General features: G+C 44.8%; 18 protein-coding genes. 11 read left to right on the top strand and 7 right to left on the bottom strand.

Features of this window, described 5'->3' with window-relative positions; translation table 11 throughout:
- The first annotated feature begins 727 nt into the window (after window positions 1–727).
- Window positions 728–949 (top strand): VF530 family protein, encoded by a 222-nt coding sequence (locus MSP8886_RS09240; RefSeq protein ID WP_067015389.1) that lies wholly within the window; start codon window positions 728–730, stop codon window positions 947–949.
- Between the two features lie 477 nt (window positions 950–1,426).
- Here the strand turns inward: MSP8886_RS09240 and MSP8886_RS09235 are convergent, their stop codons facing one another.
- The 7 genes from MSP8886_RS09235 to MSP8886_RS09205 all read right to left on the bottom strand — a co-directional run bounded on the left by MSP8886_RS09235 (window position 1,427) and on the right by MSP8886_RS09205 (window position 8,789).
- Window positions 1,427–1,909, bottom strand: a complete 483-nt coding sequence (locus tag MSP8886_RS09235) for a MarR family winged helix-turn-helix transcriptional regulator (RefSeq protein ID WP_067015386.1) — start codon at window positions 1,907–1,909, stop codon at window positions 1,427–1,429.
- Between the two features lie 163 nt (window positions 1,910–2,072).
- On the bottom strand, window positions 2,073–2,834 hold the full coding sequence (locus MSP8886_RS09230) for a class II aldolase/adducin family protein (protein WP_067015384.1): 762 nt from the start codon (window positions 2,832–2,834) through the stop codon (window positions 2,073–2,075).
- 27 nt (window positions 2,835–2,861) lie between these two features.
- A complete protein-coding gene (locus tag MSP8886_RS09225) occupies window positions 2,862–3,839 on the bottom strand; it encodes a ketopantoate reductase family protein (RefSeq protein WP_067015381.1) in 978 nt (325 codons plus the stop codon).
- Between the two features lie 87 nt (window positions 3,840–3,926).
- Window positions 3,927–4,688, bottom strand: a complete 762-nt coding sequence (locus tag MSP8886_RS09220; protein ID WP_067015378.1) for an ABC transporter ATP-binding protein — start codon at window positions 4,686–4,688, stop codon at window positions 3,927–3,929.
- On the bottom strand, window positions 4,688–6,487 hold the full coding sequence (locus MSP8886_RS09215; RefSeq protein WP_067015375.1) for a branched-chain amino acid ABC transporter ATP-binding protein/permease: 1,800 nt from the start codon (window positions 6,485–6,487) through the stop codon (window positions 4,688–4,690). The genes MSP8886_RS09220 and MSP8886_RS09215 overlap by 1 nt, the downstream gene beginning before the upstream one ends.
- Window positions 6,488–7,525 carry a branched-chain amino acid ABC transporter permease gene (locus MSP8886_RS09210; protein ID WP_067015372.1) on the bottom strand — a complete coding sequence of 346 codons (1,038 nt, stop codon included), beginning with the start codon at window positions 7,523–7,525 and terminating at the stop codon, window positions 6,488–6,490. It lies immediately after the preceding gene.
- A 118-nt stretch (window positions 7,526–7,643) separates the two neighbouring features.
- Window positions 7,644–8,789, bottom strand: a complete 1,146-nt coding sequence (locus MSP8886_RS09205; RefSeq protein ID WP_067015370.1) for an ABC transporter substrate-binding protein — start codon at window positions 8,787–8,789, stop codon at window positions 7,644–7,646.
- A gap of 649 nt (window positions 8,790–9,438) precedes the next feature.
- On the opposite strand from MSP8886_RS09205, the gene MSP8886_RS09200 reads away from it, so the two are divergent.
- The 10 genes from MSP8886_RS09200 (at window position 9,439) to MSP8886_RS09160 (ending at window position 17,368) form a co-directional block, all read left to right on the top strand.
- Window positions 9,439–10,638: an acyl-CoA dehydrogenase family protein gene (locus tag MSP8886_RS09200; RefSeq protein WP_083200888.1), complete on the top strand. Its 1,200-nt coding sequence runs from the start codon at window positions 9,439–9,441 to the stop codon at window positions 10,636–10,638.
- A gap of 60 nt (window positions 10,639–10,698) precedes the next feature.
- The gene (locus tag MSP8886_RS09195; RefSeq protein ID WP_067015367.1) at window positions 10,699–11,061 is read left to right on the top strand and encodes an IacB protein; all 363 of its coding nucleotides are present in this window, start codon (window positions 10,699–10,701) and stop codon (window positions 11,059–11,061) included.
- Window positions 11,062–11,091: 30 nt separating this feature from the next.
- Window positions 11,092–11,610, top strand: coding sequence for a nuclear transport factor 2 family protein (locus tag MSP8886_RS09190; RefSeq protein ID WP_067015364.1), 519 nt, complete (start codon window positions 11,092–11,094; stop codon window positions 11,608–11,610).
- Between the two features lie 53 nt (window positions 11,611–11,663).
- Window positions 11,664–12,953 (top strand): aromatic ring-hydroxylating oxygenase subunit alpha, encoded by a 1,290-nt coding sequence (locus tag MSP8886_RS09185; protein WP_067015361.1) that lies wholly within the window; start codon window positions 11,664–11,666, stop codon window positions 12,951–12,953.
- Between the two features lies 1 nt (window position 12,954).
- Complete coding sequence (locus MSP8886_RS09180) at window positions 12,955–13,437, top strand: aromatic-ring-hydroxylating dioxygenase subunit beta (protein ID WP_067015358.1); 483 nt, start codon at window positions 12,955–12,957, stop codon at window positions 13,435–13,437.
- A gap of 33 nt (window positions 13,438–13,470) precedes the next feature.
- Window positions 13,471–14,226 (top strand): SDR family NAD(P)-dependent oxidoreductase, encoded by a 756-nt coding sequence (locus MSP8886_RS09175; RefSeq protein ID WP_067015355.1) that lies wholly within the window; start codon window positions 13,471–13,473, stop codon window positions 14,224–14,226.
- An 86-nt stretch (window positions 14,227–14,312) separates the two neighbouring features.
- On the top strand, window positions 14,313–15,266 hold the full coding sequence (locus MSP8886_RS09170; RefSeq protein ID WP_067015352.1) for a PDR/VanB family oxidoreductase: 954 nt from the start codon (window positions 14,313–14,315) through the stop codon (window positions 15,264–15,266).
- A 28-nt stretch (window positions 15,267–15,294) separates the two neighbouring features.
- Window positions 15,295–15,798, top strand: coding sequence for a flavin reductase (locus MSP8886_RS09165; RefSeq protein ID WP_067015349.1), 504 nt, complete (start codon window positions 15,295–15,297; stop codon window positions 15,796–15,798).
- A gap of 45 nt (window positions 15,799–15,843) precedes the next feature.
- A complete protein-coding gene (locus MSP8886_RS22335; protein ID WP_175365292.1) occupies window positions 15,844–16,005 on the top strand; it encodes an alpha-hydroxy-acid oxidizing protein in 162 nt (53 codons plus the stop codon).
- A gap of 73 nt (window positions 16,006–16,078) precedes the next feature.
- Entirely contained in the window at window positions 16,079–17,368 is a 1,290-nt protein-coding gene (locus MSP8886_RS09160) for an amidase (protein ID WP_067015347.1), read from the top strand.
- Window positions 17,369–17,438 lie beyond the last annotated feature (70 nt).

Here is a 17,438-nt window from a genome sequence, read left to right as displayed (position 1 = left end):
ACTCGCCTGAGAGGGAGCCATAATGCATTTTTATAAAAGCATATTTTTAATTGAATGTTCAAGTAAATATTCATGCATTCAAGTATTGTGCCAAGCTATATTGTGTTGATTATTTTATTTGGAAGGGTAAGAAATAGCGTGCTCTGAATATTTTTTGATTGCGTTTTTTGGTTTTAAGTTTTTGATTTTTATTCTTTTATTCATTCTTTATTGGTTTCTGAAGAGGGGTGAGGAAGTTATTGTCGCTTGTTTGATGTGAAAAATTTATATTTAAAAAAATATGTTTCTGATTGCAAAAAAATGTAAGCGCACCGTGGTTGAGCGATAATCTCGCAGGAAATAACTTTGGGGCGTTAGGGGTGCTGGTTGGGGGGAGAAGATAAAGTATTCCGGTTCACTCTGTGAAACTTTGTCTCCGCCAGTGCTCTTGATACGCAGGGTGGTGTCGCCTGATTGCCTTTTCTTTCTGCATCACTTAGAGCGTAATTGCGATAATCGACTTCATCTTCTAGGAAGTACCAATTCATTCACAGGTTCGGCATACTTCATTCCATCACGGCAGAAAAAAGGAATCATAATCCCCGATTGTTTGAGTGTCTCCAATAAGCTGGCTTTACTAGGAACTCGCTAGGTGGAGCTTTTTAGTCGCATTATCTTTAAGCGGCTTTTTTTTGCTTGCTGTATACTCTCTATTAAATAGCCAATTGATCGATAGGAATAAAGAGATATGGTCGGAACACAAGTTAATAACCCTTTACACGGTATAAAACTGGAAAAAATTGTCACAGATCTGGTTGAGTATTATGGCTGGGACGAGTTAGCGACTCGTATCAATATTAATTGCTTTAAAAGTGACCCATCGGTGAAGTCCAGTTTAAAGTTTCTGCGTAAAACTGAATGGGCTCGAAATAAGGTTGAAGCTCTTTATATAAAGACATTTACCTCTTAACGGGTCAAAGATTGATGTTTTCTTTGAGGATTAAGATTTAGCGTCATATCCCCCGATTCTTATCATAAGACATGCCGTATTTGTTGAAGCGGTTTGGAGTGGAAATGCTTGATGGCTAGAGTACTTGAATAAGTTGGATGATAAAAAGGTGCGTCACTTAGGTGGCGCGTTTTTTTATTTTTATGGTGTGTCCGTTATCGCTAGCTGTTAGTTGTCTTTGCCTTTCCGGTTGGTGATGTCTAGAACGTTGGCCTCATTGGGTTCGATCATCTGCTCTTGGTAGTCATCGTTAATAAGCCTTTGTGCGTGTTTGACGATGAGGAGCAATCTCCGGAGGGTAAGATAAGGGCGTGTACTTGACGCTGGGTAAATTCGTAACTGTTTCATCTAATACGTGTTTTTGATATTTACTAATAAGACGAAGGGGCTTTAAAAGAGTTATATCGTAGTATAGGTAAAATGTTCAAGCCTTTCGTTTTAGTGTTCTGGTAAATTGTGGAACAGCTCTTCAAGTAATTTATTGAGTCTTTGTATTTTTGCTTCTGTCATGCCTTTAAAACTTTGTTTGAATAAATCTTTGGTGGCAAAGCGGATATCTTCAACAGCAGCGATGCCTTTTTCAGTGATCAATACTTCTGTGACTCGGCCATCATCACTTCTTGCTCTTGTATCTACAAGGCCATCTTGTTTCATGCGTTGAATGATTTTTGTTACGGTGGGCAGCTTTGCTATCGCGTGAACTGCTATCTGCGAGATACTACAGGTACCTTCTTCTTTTAAGGTGAATAGAATTCGCCATCTAGGGATGTCAAGGTTCACTTTTTTTAATGCTTTTTCAATGGCAGCACTGTAACGACCATGAACTTGATTTAACCAGTAAAATGGAAAATCTTCTTTATGGAAGTCATCACTTGCAGGGTTAAATCGTTGGCTTCGCGGTGTTCTAGGTTTGCTGCTCATTAAGAGTCCTTGCTTTTAAGAAGGGTGAAAATGTACAAAAAATGACGTTTTTAGTCAATTGAATTATCAAGTGTTTATATCAATAATGATTCTCATTTGCAATTAATTTTTAAGATATGCCATGTAAAAGAGCCAGCCATAGGCTGGCTCTTTTAAGGTTGTATTACCAACAAGGGCCTTTTTCAGATTCCATTTTGCGAACCATTGCACTGTAAAACTTATCAGCAAAGCCACTATCTTTAATGAGCATTTGTGTTAGATCAGCACACTTTTTGCGTATGCTTTGTTCTAGTAATACATCTTCACCACCTAGCGCTCCAGACGTTACCTGAATTTCTGCAGCACGTTGTACTGTCCAGAGAAGGAAGAAGGTGCGCTCTATATCAAATTCTCCCACTGCGATACCATGATTTCGTAAGACAAGAATGTGCTTTTGTCCTAGGCTCTCCAGCATGCGGCTTTTTTCATCATCAAATAAAGTAATGCCTTCAAACTCATGATAACCAACACGCCCATAAAGTTGCGCGCCGTAAAAACTGTCGTGGCTGAAACCTTGTTTTTTCATTGCGATGGCTGAGACTTCATTGGTGTGAGTGTGGATGACACAATGTATGTCTTGTCGTGCAGCGTGAATGGCGCCGTGAAGCGCAAAACCTGCCGGATTACCATCGTATGGAGAGTCGTCTAATTTATGGCCGTTAACATCCACCTTGATGAGATTTTCCGGGGTGATTTCAGTGTAATTTAACCCGAATGGATTCACTAAATATTCGCCTTCAATGTGGGGCAGGCGGGCTGAGATATGATTAAAAATCGTCTCAGTCCAGCCAAAAAAATCTATTAGGTGGTAGCAATGGGCTAATTTTATGCGAAGCGCCCATTCTTCTTCGCTAATGTGGGTGGGGCGTTTTGTTGAATTGCTCATGAGTGTGTTCTCTCCATTTCGTCAGTGTTAAGAATTTGCTTGGGGTTGTGAAGCAATAAAGTGGGTGAGATCCAGCAACTGCTGTGTGGCGATCATTGGGATGCTTACCTTGCTTGCCAGTTCTAAGACGGCATAGCCGATCGCGTCAAGTTCTAAGGGCTGATTCGCTTCGTAGTCTTGTAACATGGAGGTTTTAACTGCACCCATGCCTGCTCCAAGTTCCATAAAGGTGTGAGGATCAAAACGAATTCGTGCGCCGTAAGCGGCGGCAACCAGTAAAACTTCATCGAGTACTTTGCGCACGAGAGGTTTTAAGCGAGTGTCGCTATAGAGTTGCTCAAGAGTGCCTTTGGTTACAACGGAAAGTGGGTTGGAAGTGATATTGGCAGCGACTTTGGTCCATATCTGGTCGCGAATATTGTCTGTGGCTCGCGCTTCGATACCAGCGTCTTCCATTACCTTTCGCACTTGCTCAAGTCGTTCACTCATTTGGTGATTTATTTCACCAAATACGATGAGGTGAGGATTGGTTGAGGTGACGACACCTGGTGAGTTTCTAAATGCGGTAATAAATACCACGCAACCAATGAGGTGATTGTAAGATAGCAATTTGCTAACACTGCCTTCAGGGTCGATGGCTTGAATGCAATCACCAGAAAAGCGTCCCTCAATGCCTTGGAAATACCACCATGGAATGCCGTTTACCACAGGAATAACCACGGTTTTTTCCTGTAGCATAGGAGCGATCAGCTTTAACATTGTTGGCAAGGCAGGGGCTTTGCTACAAATAAAAATAAGATCTTGTGAGCCTAATTCTTCTGCTGAGTCTGAGGCAATGACGTTGACTCTGTGTTCGCCATCTATATCTGTAAGATGGATACCTTTCTTTTGAAGCGTTTCAAGCGTTGCACCTCTGGCAAGTACTTTAACATTTTGACCTGATTTGGTTAGGCGGGCAGCGAGTGTACATCCAATAGCGCCAGCGCCTGCAATACAAATGTTCATAATTCATTTTTCCATTAAAAAATGAGAGATCCTCAAAGATGAGGGCTCTCTCCGGCTGTTGGTAAACTTTGTTTTTTGGGAATCTCCTTAGCTGGAAAGCAGTTCTTGGTGCTTGCTTGCTAACCCTAAATAGGCTTCGATCACCTTGGGGTCATTGGCAAGCTCTGATGCTGGGCCTTGCATGGCAACTTGCCCACCTTCTAGAACATAGGCGTAATCCGCTACTTTTAGTGCCGCGCGAGCGTTTTGTTCCACCAGAAGTATTGAGACACCTTGGCTACGTAAATCGGTAAAAATACGAAAAATTTCACGTGTAATTAACGGCGCTAACCCGAGGCTAGGTTCATCTAGCATTAAGAGTTTTGGTTTGCTCATCATGGCGCGACCAATCGCCAGCATTTGTCGTTCGCCACCGGATAAAGTGCCGGCCTGCTGTTGGCGACGTTCCCATAGGCGAGGGAAGAGCTCATAAATTTCGTTCAAGGTTTGGTTGTAACTTTTATCCCCTCGACGGTAACGCTGGAACGCACCCAGTAATAGATTGTCCTGAACGGTCATGGTGGAGAAAAGCTCGCGCTTTTCTGGAACCAGACCAAGGCCATGACCAACCAAGGTTTCAACATTTGGGCAGATAAAATCTTGGCCATTAAAGTGAATTGTGCCTTTGGAGGGTAATATTCCCATGATGGCTGATAATAGCGTGGTTTTACCTGCGCCGTTCGGGCCGATAACGGTGACCAGTTTCCCCTCTTTTAAGGTTAGATCGATACCAGTAAGGGCTTCTACTTTGCCATAGGCAACGTGAAGATCGCTGACGTCGAGTAGGTTTTTTTCTGTGGCTTGAGTCATTATTCTGCGCCTCCCAAGTAGGCTTCTAAAACAGCAGGGTTGGATTGGACCTCTTCGGGTAAACCTTCCGCAATCTTTTCACCAAATTCCATTACCACAATTCGATCGGCAAGATTCATCACAAAGTCCATGTCATGTTCAACTAATAAAATGGCTAAGCCTTCTTGTCGTAGTTTCTTGAGTAGTTCTGCAAGGGCTTGTTTTTCCTTGTGGCGAAGCCCCGCTGCCGGCTCGTCCAGTAGCAACACGCATGGATCGGCACAAAGCGCACGAGCAATTTCAAGGATGCGTTGTTGCCCAAGAGATAGGCTGCCTGCTTCTGTGTAGAGATGTTCGCCTAGACCAACTCGCTCAAGTTGGTATTGCGCTTCTTGTAGAAGGCGTTGCTCTTCTTCACGTTCAATGTGAAGTGCTGAGCTGATAATACCTTTGTTGCCGCGCAGGTGAGCACCCAGTGCGACGTTTTCTAACACTGTCATTGTGGCGAGCAGCTTTACGTGTTGGAAGGTACGGCTCATGCCCATATGGGCCACTTGGCGAGAGCTTTTGCCTTTTAAGCTTTGGTTCAAAAACAGTATTTCACCATCGCTTGGTGTATCGACCGCAGAAAGTTGGTTAAACATGGTGCTTTTGCCTGCGCCATTTGGACCGATTAGCGCGAGTACTTCGCCAGCATGCAGTTTTAGATTCATTTGGTTGTTGGCAACCAAACCACCAAAGCGGCGAGTAACGTTACAGGCTTCTAGTATCAATTTGCCTTTTTGTGGCAAATCTCGACGTGGTAGTTCGGCGGCGGAAGAAGTGATCTTTATATGGTTTTGATTGCGCCATGAGGCAGGTGCAAGCTTCACTAATAAAGGCCAAATGCCACCAGGTGAGCGTTGCATCATGAAAATAATTAACAACCCCAAAACAATGGCTTCGTATTGGCCATTGCCGCCCATGACAAGGGGCAACCAATCCTGAAGCCATTGCTTGAGCATGGTTAAAATGCCTGCACCAAGCAGTGCCCCCCAGACGCTGCCAACACCGCCAACCAATGCCATAAACAGGTAATCAATCCCCATACTAAGGCCAAAAGGGGTTGGATTGACAAAGCGTTGAGTGTGCGCGTAAAGCCAACCTGAAATAGCGGCGAAAAGAGCGGAAATTAAGAAAATCACCATTTTTGAGCGAAAAGTGTTTACGCCCATGGATTCCGCCATTAATTGACCGCCTTTTAGGGCTCGAATGGCACGGCCTTCACGGGAATTAAGTAGGTTGCTGGTAATCCAGACAGCTACCATCAAAATGGCCCAAATCAAGTAATAAATCTTTTCGCCTTTATCGAGAAGAACGCCAAACAGGCTCAAAGACGGTAATCCACTGATGCCTGTGTAACCACCCATGGAACTCATGGTGCCAAACAAGTAATACAGTGAAATGCCCCAAGCAATGGTGCCTAATGGTAAATAGTGTCCTGATAATTTAAGAGTAAGGGCGCCAAGGAACAAGGCAACGGCAGCGGTTAATAGTAAGCCGATAAGTAGCCCCACCCAAGGTGATCCTGCCGACCAAGCGAGCCAGCTTGGTAGTTGTTCTGTGGTGGTTAGGTAGGCGGAGGAGTAGGCGCCAAGTCCAACAAAAGCCGCTTGACCAAAGCTGGTCATACCACCTACGCCAGTGAGTAATACCAAGCCCAATACAACCAGTGCATATAGACCAATATAGTTAAGTAGAGTGATCTGAAATGTGGGTAATACTTGGGGGGCAATGGCAAGTATGACTAAGACAATAATAATTAAATTACGCGATTTCATTTATTCGTCATCCTCTACATTGTGGCTATTCATCGAGCGCCAGATTAAGAATGGAATAATCAGGGTGAAAACGATGATTTCTTTGTAATTACTTGCCCAAAAAATGGAGAAAGCTTCGATCATGCCCACCGCGACGGCACCAATGGCGGCAATGGGGTAGCTGACAAGGCCACCAATAATGGCCCCGACGAAACCTTTTAGGCTGATGATGAAACCGGAGTCGTAATAAAGGGTGGTGATGGGGGCGATCAAAATCCCCGATGCGCTGCCGATAAAGGCGGCTAGGGCAAAAGTGGCCTTGCCAGCAAAAATCGGTGAGATGCCCTGTAAACGAGCCCCCATTCTATTTACCGCTGTGGCGCGAAGTGCCTTGCCATATAGCGTGCGCTCAAAAGCGATGAATAAAGCCACAATGAGGAAAATAGAAACCAGAATCACCCACAGGGTTTGGCTTTTTAACATGACGGCACCTAAGCGGAAGCCCGTGTCTGAAAAAGGTTGTGTGCGAGCCCCTTCAGGCCCAAACAATAATAAACCCACGCCTACCATGGTGACATGAAGGGCAATGGAGACAATCAGTAAAACCAGTGCGGGAGCATCTGCTAATGGCTGGAAAAATAAACGATATATAATGGGGCCAATGGGCACGATTAAGCAAAGTGTTAATGCTATTTGGGCGATCATTGGGATTTCTGATAATGACAAATTATTTAGCAAGGCGATTATGATCACGGCATAGCCAAGTTTAAGAGCGATCATTTTCATTTTGTTTCGATCAATGTGGCGTTTGATTTGTTGGTAAACATCAAGTGCGCAATCGATTAAAACTAGACCTAATAATAGCCATTCCAATTTTGGTGTTTTGCCCATCTGCATGGCGGCCATTGTTAACGCGCCAAATGTCACGAATTCTCCTAATGGGATGAGAAGTATTCGCGTGACCGTAAAAACCAGCAAAATTGATAGGGCCAATAAGGCGTAAATGGCCCCATTGGTTAGGCCATCCTGTCCAAGCAGTGTGGCAATCTGAAAGTTCATTTAGTGTGATTCCTTTTGTTCTCATTGATTTTTGTGGCTTCGTGGCGACAAATTTTTTTTAGTTTTTCTTATGGAGGTGGGCTGGCTGGTGTGCGCCCACCTCTTTATGGGGCGGGTGTTATTTTAATAGTGTCCATTTGCCATCTTTGACAGTAATTAAAACGCGGCCGCGTTCGTCAAAGCCGCTGTGGTTTTCTGCTGTCATGTTATAAACGCCCTGTGTAGCAGGCATTTCTTTGGTTTTTTCCAGTGCATCACGGAGTGCGCTACGGAATTCCGCTGAACCTGGTTTGCCTGACTTTAGTGCGCTTGGAATGGCGTTCTCAAGGAGTAGGCCTGCATCTAACACATTGCCGCCGAAGGTGGCGGGTGTTTCGCCATAAAGTTTTTTGTAATCTGCGATGTATTTTGTGGCGATTTCTTTAGAGGGGCTGTCTGGTACTTCATCTAAAACCAGCATGGAGCTTGCGGCTAGAATGGTACCTTCAACGGCTTTGCCGCCAAGACGGAGGAAGGGGTCGAGTGCTGCACCGTGTGTTTGGTAAATTTTACCGCTATAACCTTGGTCTTTAAGTGTGGTTTGTGGCATTACCGATGAGCTTCCAGGTGCGGCAATCAGAACGGCATCTGGATTGGCCATTAGGATTTTTAAGCCTTGACCTGTCATGGAAGTGTCTTGGCGCTGAAATTGTTCGTTCGCGACAATTTGAATGTCGGCTTTTTGGGTTAGGTCTTTCATTACTTTGGCCCAGTTTTCACCATAGGGATCTGCTGTGCCGATAAGTCCAATGGTTTTGATGCCGGTTGCTTTCATTTGTTCGACCAATGCTTTGGCAATTAGGTCGTCATTCTGTGTGGTTTTGAAAACCCATTTCTTTTGCTTTGTCATTGGCAATACAACGGCAGCGGTCCCAACTGGCGCTAACATTGGGGTACCTGACTCTGCCGCGAATTGAATAACGCCCATTGCGTTGCCTGAACCACTTGGGCCTATGATTGCGTCCACGTGTTCTTCGTCAATTAACTTCTTGAATGCTTTAACCGTCGCGGTTGGATCGCTTCCGTCATCTAGCGATATGTAGGTGATTTTTTCACCACCGGCAGAGGTGGGAAGGAGGGGAATGGTGTTTTTTTGAGGGATACCTACTAGTGCGATAGGTCCAGTAGTAGAACTGACTACGCCAATTTTTATGTCAGCGTTTGCTAACGGTGTGAGTAGCGAAGAGCTTAGAAGTAAAGCAGATATTACTTTTTTAGATGTCATGAGGTGTTCCTTTTATGTCGTTAACACTATTTGATGTTTACAGCGTTTTTTATCCCTTAGAGATCCTTATTCGCCTCTTTAACGGGTAACTATTTTTCTAGCTATTTTTATTGAACTTATACACTTTCATACCTTGATAAGAAGTTAGCCTGCCACTGTTTTTTGTAAAAAACAACACAAAAAAACAAATAAAAAAATGCACGAAAAAGCACTTTTTTCTCATGTTTTTATTTTTCAAGGAGGAGTAGGTGGAGTTTTTATTTTGCCTTATTTTTGCTGTTTAAAATCGATTTTTTTGCTTTATTTTTGTTTTAAATCAGCTATTTAGTGCTTTTTTTCGCGATTTCATTGACATAAATTTTGTTTGATGTCTGGTTTTTAGTCTGTTATTTTGTTGATAATTAACTTGAAAAATTAGTTGACAAGTAAAGTAATTGGTACGACCTTATTAATATTCTTTATACGTTAACTTAACGTTTTTGAGTGGTGCAAAACGGGATGTTGGATGACGGTGGTTTCTGTTGTTCGACGGTGAAAGAGAGAAGTTCTTAGTCTTTTTATCAATGCAGTAAAAACAATAAGAACCTTCATTTGAACAGTGTATTCGTCCTATAGGGTCGTAACTAAATCTGCATTAGAGGAGCTAATTATGAGTCTGAATAACATAGATACGCCTTACCAAGAAGAAAAATCCTCAGGATCTGTATTTGATGCTTTGGGAACTGAGGCGTTTGAGCAAGTGATGAGCGACATTAGAACTCGTGCACGCAATAACGAGTTCGATAGTCAGCAATTTATTAGCCAAGACGTTATTGAAAAATTTCGCAGTTTGGGCATTTACCGTGCCTTGGTTTCTAAAAAATTTGGTGGTGATGAAATAACAGCGGCTCAATTCTGTGAAGTTGTAGAAGAAATTTCGAAGGCTGACGGTTCGGCTGGTTGGGTGGCAAGTTTTGGTATTGGTGCCATCTACCTATCCGCATTGCCTATGGCTACTTTAGAGAAAATTTATGCAGATTCACCAGACATTATTTTTGCTGGGGGGATTTTTCCGCCTCAGCCCGCAGAGCTTAGTGCAGGAAATTACAATGTGAAAGGTCGATGGAGCTGGTCTAGTGGCTCTAAAGGCGCTGATATGATTGGTGTGGGTATTTTGCCTAAAGACGGCGCGGGCGAAACAATCGGGGCGCCTCGCATGGCAGTGATGCCTTCAAGTAAATTAACAATCGAACATAACTGGGATGTGACCGGGATGGCCGGAACGGGCAGTCATGATTTGGTTGTCAATAATGTCGATGTTCCTGAAGACTGGACTTGTATTCGTGGTGGTGCGTCTAGTTCAGAAGGCACTATATTCCGTTATCCATCGCTTTCTCTAGCGACTCAAGTGTTGGCAGTCGTTAGTTTGGGTGTCGCACGAGCGGCATTGGATGAACTTAAAGCCATGGCGGCCGGCCGTGCTTCTGTGACTGGTGCACCAAATATTGGCGAGCGCCCTCTGACTCAAGCGGAAGTGGCTAAGGCCGATGCAGATCTGCGTGCAGCACGCTGTTTCTTCTACGATGCAATCAATGATGCTTGGCAGACATTAGAGAAGCACGAAGACTTGTCTGCTCAGCAAATTAGTTTATTACGTCTTTCTTCGACCCATGCTTCTCGTGTTGGCGCTGACGTTGCGCGTAGAGTGCAAATGGTCTCCGGTATGACGGGCGTTTATAAGAGCAGTCCATTGTCGCGTTTTGTTAACGATGCGCAAGTGGTTACTCAGCACGCTTTTATGGGTGACATTACTTGGCAAAATGCCGGTGCCATCTTCTTCGGGCAAAAGCCATTACCAGGTTATTTATAAGAAATTAGCCTAATTTTATCTATTTTTAGACGAACTTTTTGACTATTGGAGAAATGTATTATGAGCGATAAAAAACCATTACGCGTACTGTTTTGCATGGGGATTAACCAAAACTTTATGGATGCAGCACGCGATGAGCAATTAGATGTTTGGGCTGCATTTGGCGAAATGTGGAATGGCATTCACGATATGGATGGTGTTGACGTCATCGGTAATATGGACGATGACCAAAGTATGGTTGGTCCGTCTGCTGGCTACCCTTGGACAACCTATTTGTTGGCTGATGTTAAAGACTACGACACTGTGGTTGCCTGCTGTAACTTGCTACGTACGACAGCGGTCGGCGATACACCATACAAGCTTTGGCGTTATGTGAAAATCGAATCTCGTATCGGTCGTGAACTGATTGTACAACGCGCCTAAGGCCTAACGATAAATAAGAAGGGTACAAGTATGAAGGACACGAATGAGCTAGAAGCGATATTGGCACGAGTTGACGCTTTAGAAAGCGACCGCGCGATTCGTGCTTGTATCAATCGTTATATGGATCTATGTGATCATTTAAACCCAGCAACTCCATTGGGTGAATTAGGTGACTTGTTCACCGAAGACGCTAAGTGGGAAGGTAAGGGGGCGCGCTATTCGAAAAGCTTCGGTGGTTATGAAGGTCGTGATGCCATTGTTGCTATGTTGTCGAAATACACCGTTGAACCTGCGCATTTTTCGTTAAACGTGCATTACCTATCATCCGAAGTGATTCGCGTGGACGGCGATAAGGCTTTTGGTAGTTGGAACATGATCCAAGTGTCTAGCTTTAGTGCAGGGGGTTCTCATCTCAACAGTGCGCGCTTGAGCGTGTCGTTTCGACGTGATAACGGCGTATGGCGAATGGCACATTTTCAAACAGAGAATCTGTTTAGCCGTCCGGTATCGGATTGGAATGATGATGCCACATTGCCTGTACCTAAATAAGCTGATGCGAAAGCGATCGGGTCGATGTCTAAAAGATTAAAGAGAGAAAAAAGATGAGTGAATTAATTGCGTTGAAAAATATCAGTCAAAAAGCGGCAGATATGGTCGAAGAGGGTCGTGTTCACAAAGCGTTGTATTCAGACCCAGAAATCTTTGAAGAGGAATTGGATAAAGTCTTCCAAAACACGTGGGTGTTCATCGGTCACGAAAGTGAAGTGCCAGAAGCCGGTAGTTTTAAAACCGCCTTTGTTGGTCGTCATCCTGTTATCTTGAGTCGTGACCGTAAAATGAACTTACATGTTTTGTTGAACCGCTGTCGTCACCGTGGTGCAACCGTGTGTGAAGGTCGTAAAGGTAAAACGAAAGCTTTCACTTGCCCATATCACGGTTGGGGGTATGGTTTGGACGGTGGTTTGCGTGCGATCCCGAAAGTAGAGGAATATGAAGGGGTTCTTGATAAAAGCGATCTGCCACTAGAAAGTTTGCGTCATGAGTCGTACCAGGGTTTAGTTTTTGCCACCTTTAAAGACGACATCGAACCACTAGAAGATTTCTTGGGTGGCGCGAAAAAATGGATCGATCTGTTTGTGAAACAAGGTGGCGGTTACCCATTGAAAGTGTTGGGTGAGCATCGCTTTAATTTCCCAGGTAACTGGAAAATTCAGCTTGAAAACACGACGGATGCTTATCATTTTCCAATCATCCATAAGTCATTTATTAGCTCATTGGATAATGCCACTGCGGACATTTTTGATTTCCTAGATGGCGACGGCTTTGTTGAAGATTTGGGGCATGGCCACAGCGTCATGGTAATGATTCCTGACTTAGTAGATTTAGAGGCAGATTTGGATCAACCGATTCCTGAGCGCTTTGAAGATCTTGCTCAAGCCTTGCGTGATGAAGGTCAGGACGAAGAGCAAGTGAAACGCCTTGTGCGTGCTGCTCATGGCACAGGCTTTAACTTGAACTTATTCCCGAACGTGTCATGTTCAATGGCGTTTTTCCGCGTTTTGCGTCCAGTGAGCGCTGAGGTAACAGAGATTCAGCATGTCGCTATTGGCGGTGACGGTGCTCCTGCACCCTTTAACCGTAAGCGTATGCGTCTACATGAGCACTTCCAAGGGCCAATGGGTTTCGGTACACCAGATGATGGTGAAGCGTGGGAACGTGTTCAAAAAGGATCAATGGCCGGTAAAGATGGCTGGATTTTGGTTAACCGCGGTATGGGGAATTTACACACATCTGCGGATGGTAATGTCGCGGGTGCTGTGTGTTCTGAAACAGGCATGCGTGGTGCGTATCAAAAATATAAGCAAATGATGGCCGCCGAAGGGGAGAAATAAGATGACAATTAATACAGACCTGCTTAATAAGGCAACGGCGTTTATTTGGCACGAAGCTGATCTGTTAGATCACAAAGAATATCAAGAATGGTTGTCTCTTTGGGATAAAAACGGTTTATACATTGTGCCGACCGACAACAATGAAACGGATTATGAAAACACCTTAAATCTAGCGTTAGATGATGCTGATATGCGTCGTATGCGTGTGGCTCGTTTGGATAGTGGTGAGTCTGTGTCGGCTAGCTCTGTCAGCGGCACGGTTCGTATGGTATCCCGTGTGCGTATCTTAGAAGAAACGGCAGACTATGTGGTTGTGCGCTGTGCTATGACATTGAATGAATTGCGTCACGGCAATCTTGTGTCATACCCTGCTGACTTAGAGTATCGCTTAAAGCCAACAGATGACGGTTTTGTAATTGATCGTAAAGTGGTCAAACTGATGCATGCTGACGGTTTCTTACGTACAGTAAGTTTCATCTTTTAACGGTCTTTGATGACCCAAAAAGAGGGCGAAATAATGTCTCAATCTACACAATCAAACGTGGCACTGGTAACCGGTGCCGCGCAAGGGCTTGGGTTTCATATCGCATCACGTTTGTGTGCGGCGGGTTTTCGTGTGGTATTGACCGATGCTAATGGAGAGGCGGCTAAATCAGCCGCGCTTTCCCTTGATCCAGAAGGGAAAAGCGCCATTGCTTGCGAGTTAAATATCGCCAAGAAGTCCGATTTCGAAAATGCACTGAAGTTTGCTCTGGCTGAGTTTGGTGCATTGCATGTGTTGGTCAATAACGCGGCGGTAACGAAAGCCACACCGGTTATGGATATTTCCCCTGAAGAGTTTAATGAGGTGGTGAATATCAATCTTGGTGGTGTGTTTGTTGGTTGTCAAGTGATGGGTAAACACATGGCTGAACAAGGCTATGGCCGTATCATCAATATGTCGTCTTTGGCTGGACAAAATGGAGGCACTTCAACAGGCGCTCATTATGCCGCTTCCAAAGGTGGCATCTTGACGGTAACCAAAGTCTTTGCCAAAGAGCTTGCTACCAAGGGTGTGACTGTTAATGCCATTGCGCCTGGACCGATTGATTCACCAATGGTGACCGCTTTGGTGCCAGAAGAGCGTTTGCCAACCTTGTTGGGCGCGATTCCTGTTGGTCAACTAGGTGATGCGGACTTTATTGGTGATATGGTCGTGCAATTTGCTCGTCCAGAAGCCTATTTCACCACCGGAACAACATGGGATGTCAATGGCGGTTTGTTTATGCGTTAAGCAGAGTTGCCTGCTTAGCGAGTTCTATTTGAGTTATGTTTGTGAACCAGGGTCCCGACTTCGGCCTGGGTCGGGAGGAGAGTTGCATGTCTGAAACATTATTGAAAGTCGTTGTTCGTAAACGAGAAAACCACACTGACGGTGTGATGGCTTTAGAGCTTGCGAGCCTCAATGGTGAGGCATTGCCAGCTTTTGAGGCCGGTGCACACGTTGATGTGCATTTAGGTGATGATCTGATTCGTCAGTATTCGCTGTGTAGTGACCCTGCAGACACCAGTGCATATCGTTTAGGTATTTTAAAAGATCCGAACTCGCGTGGCGGGTCGGTGGCAGCTCATCTCAATTTGCAAGAGGGCTCCGAACTAACCATTGGTATTCCGCGTAACCACTTTCCATTAGAGAAAAGTGCTAAGCGTTCTATCTTGATTGGTGGCGGTATCGGAATCACGCCGATGATTGCGATGGCGTATTCCTTGAAGGCAGAAGGCAAGGCATTTGAGTTGCATTATTGCAGTCGTTCGCCTGAAACAAGTGGTTTCCTTGATGAGTTAGCGTCTTGTTCATTCTCCAATCATGTTGATTTACATTTTGATTCTGAAGATCAGCGTTTGGATTTGGAAGCGGTTTTGAAAGACGCTGATGCAGATACTCATCTTTATGTTTGTGGTCCGAACGGTTTTATGGATTGGGTGATTAGCACCGCGAAAAATCTCGGGATGGCTGATAGCAACGTACACAAAGAGTTTTTTAATGTGGAAGTTGAAACAGGCGGTGCAAGCTTTGAAGTCGTTGCTGAGCAAAGTGGCGTTACGGTACAGGTTGGTGAAAACGAAAGTATCGCTGATGCACTAAAAGCGGCTGGCGTGAAAGTGAAAGTTTCCTGTGAGCAGGGGACATGTGGCACTTGTCTTTGTGATGTGATTGAAGGCACGCCGGAGCACCGTGATGTTTACCTGACGGAAGAAGAGAAAGAAGACAATGATCAAATTACTTTGTGTTGTTCTCGTTCACTTTCTCCTCGACTTGTTCTCGATATTTAATACCCCCTGATAAGGGAAGGAGAATACTATGATTGATACAAAACTATTCCGCGATGGCATGTCTATGCTGGGTGGTGCCGTGTCCGTGATCACTACCGATGGTGAAGCTGGACGTTTTGGTTTTACAGCAACCGCTGTAACCAGTGTGACAGATGAGCCACCGACTTTGTTGGTGTGTATGAATCGTAACTCATTCGCTAATCCTCACTTTAAAAAGAACGCGGTATTGTGTGTGAACGTATTGCAAAGTCATCATCAAGATGTTTCTTGGGATTTTGCCAACCGTGATTTAACCAGTGAAGAGCGCTTTGCTAAGCATCAATGGACAACGCTTACAACGGGCGCGCCTGCATTGGATGAAGCCTTAGTTAGTTTTGATTGCGAAATCCATGAAAGCCATGAAATTGGCTCTCATAACGTCTTTTATTGTCGTGTGAAAGACGCAAAAGTTGGCACGGATGGTCAAGGCTTAGTGTATTTCAACCGAGCTTACCACTGTTTGAATGAGCAATCCGTCGCTCAAACAAAGTAATCCATAGAGAGGCTGTGATTGCTCACTATCAATTGACCGCTTTAAGTGAGCAATCATAAGGATCGTCAGCTTGATGGCGTCTTGTCTTCCTTCAGCGCTCCACCTGCCATTATCTATGCGATGGATGGTGAAATAGGCATATTGCAAGACAGAGGCTTTCGTTGTAGTAGCAACGCAGTGAAAGTCATCTTGGCACGCAGGGCGTGATGTTAGGTCGAGCGTCTTTATTTACTCTAATGAGATTTAAAATTTTTTTACAACACGAGTAGGCAGTTTATTTATGAATAAGAGCATTGATGTAAATGAAATGGGCTTGTGCCAAATGCTACGCGCCATAGAAGAAGGGGATTGCACTACCGAAGCGCTCATTCACGCTTGTTTTGATCGCATAGAAGCCCGCGAGCCTGAGGTAGGTGCTTGGCAAAAGAAGCGTACTCGTGATGAATATCTTGCTTATTATCAAGCTGATAAAGCCTTCTTTGATGCCAGTTTGTTAAAAGGACTGCCATTGGGTGTGAAGGATATTATTGACACCGAGGAAATGCCTACGGAAATGGGTTCATCGATTCATGCTGGACGACAGCCAGTTGAAGATGCAACCTGTGTCGCCTTAATTCGTGCTGCGGGTGGCATAGTGTTAGGGAAAACCGTTACGACAGAATTTGCTTATTTCAAACCGGGAAAAACCAAAAATCCTGCCGATTTAGAACGTACACCTGGGGGATCGTCTAGTGGTTCTGCTGCTGCCATTGCCGACAACATGGTGCCAATGGCGTTGGGTTCTCAAACTGCAGCGTCGGTGATTCGTCCTGCTGCTTATTGTGGTGCCATTGGTTACGTAGGAAGTCGTGGCGAATTTTCATTACGTGGTGGCCAGCCATTGGCCCAGTCGCTTGATTCACTGGGGCTGTTTGCGCGTAATGTTGAAGATATTCAGCTACTGCGCGCGATCTTGTTGCGTCAGCCTGCTTCTATTAAAGCGAGTGAATCAATAGCGCCAAAATGCGTATTGGTCTGTCATGGAGAATCGGTTGGTGAGACGTCACCAGCGATGGAAAGTGCTACACAAAAGGCTGTAGATAAGCTCAAGGCGCAAGGCGTCAAAGTGGTTGAGTTGGATGCTGGTAATCGCATAAAAGACATGGTGAACCACCATATTAATATCATGGCCTGGGAAGTGTGTCGTAACTTGGTGATAGAATCCTTTCAGCCAAACCAACTAAGCGACCCATTAGCCACTTTGATGGAACAAGGTCTTACTATGGATCGTTCAAGTTATGTCGCGTCATTGGAGGCGGTGCAAGCGTGTCGAGATTGGTTATGGCGTTATGTGCCAAAGGCTGATGCCATCTTAGCGCCTGCTGCACCAGATATCGCACCGCTAGGTCATGCTGCCACTGGTGCACCACACATGAGTCGTCCTTGGCAGGCTATGGGGCTTCCTGTCATTAACGTATCGGGTATGAAAGATGAAAATGGCATCCCTTTAGGATTGCAGCTTATCGGAAGAGTGCGCGAAGACGATGGCTTATTGAGTCTTGCTAGCTGGCTCAAAGAATTGTTAAATTGAGCTGCTTTGTTCTGATAATAAGAGTGGTTTATCTGATTCTGTGCTATCGAATGAATAGGGACGCTAAACT

This window comes from Marinomonas spartinae (genome assembly GCF_900089775.1).
Lineage (GTDB): Bacteria > Pseudomonadota > Gammaproteobacteria > Pseudomonadales > Marinomonadaceae > Marinomonas > Marinomonas spartinae.
This window is presented reverse-complemented; position numbering and strand designations above follow the sequence as displayed.